The sequence below is a fragment of the Mesoflavibacter zeaxanthinifaciens subsp. sabulilitoris genome (assembly GCF_014191595.1).
Classification (GTDB): domain Bacteria; phylum Bacteroidota; class Bacteroidia; order Flavobacteriales; family Flavobacteriaceae; genus Mesoflavibacter; species Mesoflavibacter zeaxanthinifaciens.
This window is the reverse complement of the sequence record NZ_JACHWV010000003.1, coordinates 276,522-285,773: the sequence shown is the minus strand read 5'-3', so window position 1 is coordinate 285,773 and position 9,252 is coordinate 276,522. Positions and strand designations below refer to the sequence as shown.

Here is a 9,252-nt window from a genome sequence, read left to right as displayed (position 1 = left end):
CTTTTTTATATAAACATCAAAATTTATGTTATAAAAATTTAATCTAAAGCATTTTTAGTTACATAAAGTTTCCATCCAAAAATGGCTAATTGTAATTTACTAGCTTTACTAAGGTCTAAACCTTGTTTTGTATAACTGGGTAAGATTAACTTGTTTAGTTTGGCTAAAAGTTTAAAAAAAATCTTTTTCATGGTAAACCTTTTTACAAAACTACTGGTTTAATTAATGCTTGCCAAATAGCGAATTTTAAAAAAAAATGTAAAACTTATTCTAGACTAAGTTTTACTTTTTTGGTTTTTAGTAAATAATTGATGTAATAATATCAATTATTAATTTGGCAATTGTTAGCATAGTTTTTAAGGTTTAAGGGTTAATAAAAACAACCATTTAAATGATTGTTTTTTTAATATATATTTTTTCAATATTAACCTACAAGCAAAAGCAATAAAATCTATGAATTTGACTATTAAATATGAAGTAAAAAAATCAAAAAAGTTTCAACTTTTAAAAATATGCCTTATGCAAAGTTTTTAATTGAAATAATAAAATATATTTATTGTTTAAAAATGTAATAATTGTAGGGCTTTTTTTAGGGTGAAAATTTTTTACAAGGCAATTTTTATTTAAAAAACACCGATTTTAGAGATTTTCATTATTTTTCTACTCATAAAAAGGTTAATTAACGTTCATATAAAATTGTAACTCGTTTATAGTGGTATATTTGTAAAAATAATTCTCCCAAAAATGAAAAAGATAATTACTATTTTATCACTGTTTATTGTGTCTATTAGTTACAGTCAAGCAGTGGTTATAAACGAATTAGATTGCGACACACCAGGAATTGATTATGGTGAGTTTGTAGAGCTAAAGTCTGCAACACCAAATTTTGCTTTAGATGGATATGTTTTGGTGTTTTTTAATGGCTCGACTTCTGGCGGAGATAGTAGTTATTTTGCATTAGACTTAGATGGAGCTGTTACAGATGTTAATGGATTACTTTTAATAGGAAGCGATACTGTAACGCCTTATCCACAAGTTTTTATTGGTGAAAATTTGATTCAGAATGGAGCCGATGCTATAGCAATTTATCAAGGTAATGATTATGATTTTCCTGAAGGGACTTTAGCAACAACAACCAATCTAGTAGATGCTTTAGTTTATGATACTAGTGACGCTGATGATACTGCTTTAATGGATTTGCTTGGTGTTACAGAACAAATTAATGAAGGACCAGGAAATAATACTAACTCAATACAACGAAATAACGATGGGTCTTACACGTCTACAACACCAACACCAAGACAATTAAATGATGGTTCTGGAGTAATTTTAAATGCTTTAGAAATTGCTGTAAGTCAAACACAAGTTGATGAAGGTGCATCTTTCGATATTACTTTTACAGCGCAAAGCAATGTAGATTCTGATTACTCGTTTAGTTTTATAATGAATAATCAAGGTTTTGATACTTCAGATTATACAGGAAATATATCTTTAACCATATTAAGTGGGCAAAATCAAGTTAGCACAACAATTACCTTAATTGATGATGCTCTAAATGAAGGAGATGAAGAGCCTTTAATTAGGTTTGATAACTTACCAACACCATTAATACCTTTTAACAATAATATTAAGATAAGAATTGTAGATAACGATTTTGTTATCGCTCCGTTTGGTACGCCAGTAAACCCAACTTTCGGAATAGTTTCAAGCACTCAGCCTACTGGTTATTATGATAGTTTAGATGGCTTATCTGGAGCTGCTTTAGAGCAAGCTTTACAAGATATTATTGCGGATCCTACCGTTGTAAGAGCGCAAACTTATACAGATGTTATTGATATTTTAAAAGAAGCTGATCAAAACCCAGAAAATTCAAATCAAATTTGGATGGTTTATACAGAGCAAGGTCGTGCAAAATTAGATTTCCAAACCAATGCAAGTAATATTGGTAAGTGGAACAGAGAGCATACGTTTCCTAGATCTTTAGCGGGTTATAACAGTATTGAAGCTGATGATACAGGTGACGGAATTGATATTTATTGGACTACAGAAGCAGATTCATTACGTCATGGTAATAGTGATGCGCATGCATTAAGAGCAGTAGATGGGCAAGAAAATAGCTCAAGAGGAAATCAGCATTACGGACAATATACAGGACCAAGCGGCAATTTAGGAAGTTTTAAAGGCGATGTTGCTCGTAGTGTTTTATATATGCAAATAAGATATAATGGACTAAGTGTAGTTAATGGTTATCCTTCAACTACTGGACAAATGGGAGATTTAGCAACTATTTTAGATTGGCATAGAAATGATCCACCAGACGATTTTGAAATGAATCGAAATAATGTAGTCTATAATTGGCAATTTAACCGTAACCCATTTATAGATCAACCAGATTTAGTAGAATATATTTGGGGAACAAATGTTGGTGATACGTGGAATCAAAACTTAAGTACAGATACTTTTGAAACTTCTTCTATTAAGTTATTTCCAAATCCAATAACAGACAAGCTTTATGTTTCAGGAAAAGAACAAAATTACAATATCTCTGTGTTTTCTTCAGAAGGACGATTAGTGCTAAAGCAACAAGTCGCTAATAACAATTACCTAGATTTAAAAGTTGCTAGTGGCTTATATTTAGTTAAAATTGAAACTGAAAACAATAAAAGTTTAGTAAAAAAGATATTAGTTAATTAATAGTTGATTATTAAAACCAAAAAGCCCAAAATTTCACACTTGAAATTTTGGGCTTTTTGGTTAAATTTTAAAATTAATTGTGTTTAAAAAGAAAACTTACGACTATAAATTTTTAAAATTCAAAATGTATCTTCGCATAAAATATAATTTATGAGTATTGTTTTTTTAATCTTAGGATTTGTGCTTTTGGTTGTAGGAGGCGAGTATTTAGTAAGGTCTTCGGTAGCATTATCCTTTAAACTTAATATTTCAAAAATAGTAATTGGTATGACGGTTGTATCTTTTGCAACGTCTGCACCAGAATTGTTGGTAAGTTTACAAGCTGCCTTAAAAGGTTCGCCAGCAATTGCAATTAATAATGTAGTAGGATCAAATATAGCTAATATTGGATTAGTTTTAGGTGTTACAGCAATTGTAGGAGCTATTGCAATAGATAAATCATTTTACAGGCTAACTTGGCCTGTCATGATGGTGTTTTCTTTCGCATTGTACTATTTTTTATGGAATGACAGTCAATTAACTCCAATAGAAGGCGCAGTATTGTTTGTAGGTTTACTGTTGTTTATTGTTTACTTAATTAAAGGTCAAAAATCTACTGAAGAAGTTGAAGAAGTAGATGATGCATTATCTGTAGTTTCTAATGTTAAAATCATTATATGGTTGCTTATTGGTGCTTTAGCGCTTTATTTTGGAAGTGAATGGCTAGTAAAAGGAGCAACAGAAATAGCTCAAAAATTAGGTGTAAGTGAAGCTGTTATAGGAGTAACTATGATTGCAATTGGTACAAGTGTGCCAGAATTAGCTGCTTCTGTTATTGCTGCAGCTAAACAAGAAAAAGCGATTTCTTTAGGTAATTTAATAGGTTCAAATATTTTTAATATAGGTTCTGTATTGGGTTTAACATCAATAATAAAAACTATTCCTATAGAAGAGCCTTTAATTTTGAGTCGAGATATTTTTTGGATGCTTTTGTTTGCAGCGGTTATACTTCCGTTAGGGTTAATTCCTAAAAAGAATACTATAGATAAATTTAAAGGGTTTGCTTTAGTAGTAGTTTACGCCACATTTATCTTTTTAGTTTTTAAAGGTTAAAACAGAAATAAAAAAAACGCTTTCAAATTGTTGAAAGCGTTTTTTAATGGATTTTAACAAAAAATGTTATTAACTAATATTAGCAGATTTTACTGTTTTTACAATTCTTCCTGCAATTTTGTAAGGATCACCGTTAGATGCTGGACGACGGTCTTCTAGCCAACCTTTCCAACCTTTTTCTACAGTGATAATAGGTATTCTTATAGATGCGCCTCTGTCAGATATACCATAACTAAAATCGTCTATACTAGCTGTTTCGTGTTCTCCTGTTAAACGTTGGTCGTTAAACTCACCATAAACAGCAATATGTTCTTTTACTACAGGTCTAAATGCTTCACAAATTTTTTCATAAATTTCTTTACTACCACAAGTTCTTAATACCGTGTTAGAGAAGTTGGCGTGCATACCAGAACCATTCCAATCCATATCCTTTCCTAATGGTTTTGGATGGTATTCAATATAGTAACCATATTTTTCTGTTAATCTATCTAATAGGTATCTAGCAACCCAAATTTCATCACCAGCTTTTTTAGCGCCTTTAGCAAATAATTGAAATTCCCATTGTCCAGCAGCAACCTCTTGATTGATACCTTCAAAGTTTAATCCAGCTTCAATACATAAATCTGCATGTTCTTCTACTAAAGCTCTACCATGAGTGTTTCTTCCTCCAACAGAACAGTAATATAATCCTTGAGGAGCAGGATAACCACCAACAGGGAAACCTAAAGGTAGTTGTGTCTTTTTATCCATGATAAAGTATTCTTGCTCAAATCCAAACCAGAAGTCGTTGTCATCATCATCAATTGTAGCTCTTCCATTAGAAACGTGTGGTGTACCATCTGGATTTAAAACTTCAGTCATTACTAAATAGCCATCTTTTCTTGCAGGGTCAGGATAAATAGCAACTGGTTTAAGTAAGCAGTCAGAAGAATCTCCTGTGGCTTGCTTTGTAGAGCTACCATCAAAAGACCAAATAGGGCAGTCTTCTAATTTACCGCTAAAGTTGTCTTCAACCTTAGTTTTGCTCCTCATGTTTTGTGTTGGATAGTAACCATCCAACCAGATGTACTCTAATTTAGATTTACTCATGGTATAAAAATTTTTATTAGTTATGTTGATGCAAATATATATAAATTATGATTTTACCTATAAAAAAATAAGGGTGATAATTTTAAATTTATTAAAAGAGTGTCGATAACCCTATTTTTTTTAGGGTATAATAAATTTATGATGCAAAAAATTGTAATTTCGCAAAAAACAATTACAATTTTATGTCTACATTAAGATTTCATGCAGTTAAACAGTCGCTACAACATAAGCCTGTATTTATAGAAGAAAAACAACGACGTTCAGAATTATTTGCTTCTCATGTTTTTAATGAAGCAACAATGCGTCAATATTTAACAAAAGATGCTTTTAATAGTGTTATAGATGCTATTCAATTAGGAAAAAAAATAGATAGAGTAGTTGCAGATCATATCTCAACAGGAATGAAAGAATGGGCAATCTCAAAAGGTGCTACACATTATACGCATTGGTTTCAACCTTTAACAGGAGCAACAGCAGAAAAACACGATGCTTTTTTTGAAACTGTTGGTGGTGGCATGTCAATAGAAAAATTTGAAGGTAGTCAATTAGTGCAACAAGAACCAGATGCCTCTAGTTTTCCTAATGGAGGTATTAGAAACACCTTTGAAGCAAGAGGTTATACCGCTTGGGATCCTACATCTCCAGCTTTTATTTATGGTACAACTTTATGTATTCCTACTGTATTTGTATCATATACAGGTGAAGCTTTAGATTATAAAACACCATTATTAAGAGCGTTGCAAGCTGTAGATAGTGCGGCTGTAGCAGTTTGTAAGTATTTTGATAAAAATGTAAAAAAGGTAAATGCGTCTTTAGGTTGGGAGCAAGAATACTTTTTAATTGATAGAAGTCTAGCCATGTCTAGACCAGATATTGTTTTAACAGGTAGAACATTGTTAGGTCATGCAGCCGCAAAAGGTCAGCAGTTAGATGATCATTATTTTGGAACAATTCCTAATCGAGCTATGTCTTTTATGAGAGATTTAGAAACCGAATGTATGTTACTAGGTATTCCTGTAAAAACAAGACATAATGAAGTTGCTCCAAATCAATTTGAATTAGCGCCAATTTTTGAAGAAGCTAATCTTGCGGTAGATCATAATTCATTATTAATGGATGTGATGGAAAAAATAGCAGGAAGACATAACTTTAAGGTGTTATTTCATGAAAAACCTTTTGCAGGTGTAAACGGATCTGGAAAGCATAATAATTGGAGTTTAAGTACAGATACAGGAGTTAATCTTTTAAGTCCAGGTAAAACACCAATGAGTAACCTTCAGTTTTTAACCTTTTTTATAAATACAATTAAAGCGGTTGGTGATAATGAAGAGTTGCTTCGTGCTTCAATCGCTTCTGCAAGTAATGATCATAGGTTAGGAGCAAATGAAGCGCCACCAGCAATAATTTCGGTGTTTATAGGAGAGCAACTTACAAAAACTTTAAAAGAGCTTGAAAATGTTACCGATGGAAAACTTTCACCTGAAGAAAAAACAGATCTAAAATTAAATGTAGTTGGTAAAATTCCTGATGTACTTTTAGATAATACAGATAGAAATAGAACATCTCCATTTGCTTTTACAGGAAATAAATTTGAGTTTAGAGCAGTAGGATCTACAGCAAACTGTGCTAATCCAATGACGGTCTTAAATACTATCGTCGCAAAGCAGTTAATAGATTTTAAAGTTGAGGTTGATAAATTAATCGACAATAAGAAAATGAAAAAAGACGATGCTATCTTTAATGTGTTAAGAGAGTATATTAAAAAGTCTAAAAATATCCTTTTTGAAGGAAATGGTTACGGAGAAGCTTGGGAAAAAGAAGCAAAAAAACGAGGTTTAAGTAATAATAAGACAACACCTGAAGCTTTAAAAGCAAAAGTATCTAAAAAAGCGTTGACACTTTTTGAAGAATTAGGAGTAATGAATAAAGTAGAATCGGAAGCGCGTTATGAAATAGAAATGGAAGAATATGCTATGCGCATTCAAATAGAAGGAAGAGTCTTAGGTGACATAGCAAGAAACCATGTAGTGCCAACAGCAGTAAAGTATCAAAACACACTAATAAAAAACGTACAAGGCTTAAAAGCTATTTATGATAAGGATTTTAAAAAACTAGCAAAAGAGCAATTAATGTTAATAGAATCAATATCAAATCATATTGAAGCGATAAACTCTGGAGTAACAAAAATGATTACTGCTAGAAAAACATCAAACAATATAGAAGATGTTTATAAAAAAGCTATAGCCTATTGCAATGATGTAAAACCTCTTTTTAATGAAATTAGATACCATTGTGATAAGTTAGAATTATTAGTTGATGACAAGATTTGGCCACTCACAAAATACCGCGAATTGCTATTTACTAAATAAAGAGTTTTACTTAAAAGTTATCAAATTGTCAATTTTATATAAAAATTTTTAAATTATATCTACGTAGGTCTACGTAGATATGATTTTTCTTCAATTTTTAAAGTTTTTATTTGTAGGAATTATCTGAAGTGTTTTTTGCATTTCAGCGATAAATTTATTTGTGATAACGAATAATTGGTTAAAAACAATAATTAATTATGGTTATTCAAAAATAGCATCTCAATATTTCTATATATTTGTATCAGCTATTAATCAATAAATTTATTCACAATGAAAAAATTAATTTTCAGTGCAGCAGCACTAATGTGTGCGTCTATGATGTTCGCACAAGACAACGACAGTAAAGTGTATCAAAATGGTACAATGAACGACTCTGACGTATTCCAAAAGGGTATGAGCAACGAATCTACAGTTGATCAAAAAGGTTCAGTAAACGCATTAAGTGGTTACATGAATGATGCCGATGTAGAACAAAGAGGTAACGACAACTGGTCTAAAGTTAAACAAGATGGTGATGAAAACATCGCTGATGTAAGACAAGTTGGTAACGATAACACTGCAGAAATAGATACAGGTGTTGGTTATGCTCAAGAAAATACTGCAATGACTGAGCAATTAGGTAACAACAACGATTCTTACCAAAAACAACGTTACGATTTTAATGAAGCTTATGTTTACCAATCAGGTAATAACAACAGCGCAAGTCAAGATCAAAACAGTAACCCAAACCAAACTACACCTGGTAACTTTGCAGACGCATATCAAGTAGGAAATGGTAACGATTCTGATCAAAAACAAGTTGGTCATAATGGTGGTGGTTTCAACGCTGTTGGTGCATTAGCAGGAGCTTATGTAATTCAAGTAGGTAACTTAAACGTTGCAGATCAAGATCAAAACGGTAACTACAATAGTGCAGAAATTTTTCAAGGAGACTCTAGAAACAAAGCTTTTCAAACTCAAATAGGTGATGATAACTATGCATTATCATTCCAAAATGATTTAGGTTCTGGTGGAAGAAACTTCTCTGATCAAATGCAAGATGGTGATAGAAACGTTGCTGTTGTAGACCAAGGTATTAACTATGATGAGAAAAATAAAGCTTGGCAAACACAAATGGGAGATGATAACAATGCTTATGCTTACCAAGATGGTTTAATGAACAAGTCTCGTCAAGAACAAGATGGAGATCGTAATGGTTCTGATGTTTACCAAGACGGTACTAGCAACTTTGCAAGATCAGTACAAAATGGTGATGATAACTACTCTGATATTATTCAAGTTGGAAATGATAACGAAGGTAGAGTTTTCCAAACAGGAAGCTTCCATACTTCTTTAGTTGACCAAATTGGTTTGAATAATTCAAGTATTACTGTACAAAAAGACTAATTAAATTTAAATAAATTTAATTACAAATTATTAAGATAAAGTGAGGCAGGAGGTAACAATCCTGCCTTATTTTTTAAATTTAAATAATTATGAAAAAGCAACTAATATTAATATTATTTTCATTGTTTAGCGTTTTTTCTTTTTCTCAAAATGCTATTTTGTCATCAACAGAAACTGATGAAGATGGTAATGTTATAGATCAAAATCAAGAATTAGCTATAGTTAGTAATGCTGTAAATAATAGTCAACCAAACACATCGCAATTACAATTAAATAGTAAGAGTGTTTATGTTACACAAATAGGAGATTATAATACAGTAGAAGCAGTAGTCTCTGCACCAAAATATAATGTAGACTTAAATCAGGTAGGAGATGATAATTTAATAGATGTAAAATTAAAAGCAACTAAGATTATAGATTATCAGGTGCTACAAGTAGGAGATAATAATACGGTAATAGATTATAATTTTGGTAATCAAAAAGTTATAAATTCATCTTTTAATCAAATAGGTGATAATTTAAAAATAGAAAATTATGGTTCAAACTCTATTTCAGAAAAATTACAAATCAATATGACTGGACAAAGCAGAACAATAACCATAAATAATTATAAATAAACTTA

7 protein-coding genes are annotated in these 9,252 nt (G+C 31.2%); 5 read left to right on the top strand and 2 right to left on the bottom strand.

The window, feature by feature from the left end; translation table 11 throughout:
- Positions 1-38 precede the first annotated feature (38 nt).
- Positions 39-191: a hypothetical protein gene (locus FHS04_RS06045; RefSeq protein ID WP_027880722.1), complete on the bottom strand. Its 153-nt coding sequence runs from the start codon at positions 189-191 to the stop codon at positions 39-41.
- A 553-nt stretch (positions 192-744) separates the two neighbouring features.
- On the opposite strand from FHS04_RS06045, the gene FHS04_RS06040 reads away from it, so the two are divergent.
- Both FHS04_RS06040 and FHS04_RS06035 read left to right on the top strand, forming a co-directional pair.
- Complete coding sequence (locus tag FHS04_RS06040) at positions 745-2,694, top strand: endonuclease (protein ID WP_106679180.1); 1,950 nt, start codon at positions 745-747, stop codon at positions 2,692-2,694.
- Between the two features lie 150 nt (positions 2,695-2,844).
- Entirely contained in the window at positions 2,845-3,786 is a 942-nt protein-coding gene (locus FHS04_RS06035) for a calcium/sodium antiporter (RefSeq protein WP_106679182.1), read from the top strand.
- 69 nt (positions 3,787-3,855) lie between these two features.
- On the opposite strand, the gene FHS04_RS06030 is transcribed toward FHS04_RS06035, so the two are convergent.
- Positions 3,856-4,875: a glutamine synthetase beta-grasp domain-containing protein gene (locus tag FHS04_RS06030; protein WP_027880727.1), complete on the bottom strand. Its 1,020-nt coding sequence runs from the start codon at positions 4,873-4,875 to the stop codon at positions 3,856-3,858.
- 182 nt (positions 4,876-5,057) lie between these two features.
- Between FHS04_RS06030 and FHS04_RS06025 the strand changes: the two genes are divergently transcribed.
- From FHS04_RS06025 to FHS04_RS06015, 3 genes are all read left to right on the top strand, one after another.
- Positions 5,058-7,244, top strand: a complete 2,187-nt coding sequence (locus FHS04_RS06025; RefSeq protein ID WP_106679184.1) for a glutamine synthetase III family protein — start codon at positions 5,058-5,060, stop codon at positions 7,242-7,244.
- 270 nt (positions 7,245-7,514) lie between these two features.
- Positions 7,515-8,630 carry a hypothetical protein gene (locus FHS04_RS06020; RefSeq protein ID WP_106679187.1) on the top strand — a complete coding sequence of 372 codons (1,116 nt, stop codon included), beginning with the start codon at positions 7,515-7,517 and terminating at the stop codon, positions 8,628-8,630.
- Between the two features lie 89 nt (positions 8,631-8,719).
- Positions 8,720-9,247: a hypothetical protein gene (locus FHS04_RS06015; protein ID WP_106679189.1), complete on the top strand. Its 528-nt coding sequence runs from the start codon at positions 8,720-8,722 to the stop codon at positions 9,245-9,247.
- Positions 9,248-9,252: the final 5 nt, after the last annotated feature.

Bases quoted from the DNA above. Each gene is read 5' to 3' on its own strand.
- FHS04_RS06035 (WP_106679182.1), top strand. From the start codon at position 2,845: ATGAGTATTGTTTTTTTAATCTTAGGATTTGTGCTTTTGGTTGTAGGA.
- FHS04_RS06045 (WP_027880722.1), bottom strand. From the start codon at position 191: ATGAAAAAGATTTTTTTTAAACTTTTAGCCAAACTAAACAAGTTAATC.
- FHS04_RS06020 (WP_106679187.1), top strand. From the start codon at position 7,515: ATGAAAAAATTAATTTTCAGTGCAGCAGCACTAATGTGTGCGTCTATG.
- FHS04_RS06030 (WP_027880727.1), bottom strand. From the start codon at position 4,875: ATGAGTAAATCTAAATTAGAGTACATCTGGTTGGATGGTTACTATCCA.
- FHS04_RS06015 (WP_106679189.1), top strand. From the start codon at position 8,720: ATGAAAAAGCAACTAATATTAATATTATTTTCATTGTTTAGCGTTTTT.
- FHS04_RS06025 (WP_106679184.1), top strand. From the start codon at position 5,058: ATGTCTACATTAAGATTTCATGCAGTTAAACAGTCGCTACAACATAAG.
- FHS04_RS06040 (WP_106679180.1), top strand. From the start codon at position 745: ATGAAAAAGATAATTACTATTTTATCACTGTTTATTGTGTCTATTAGT.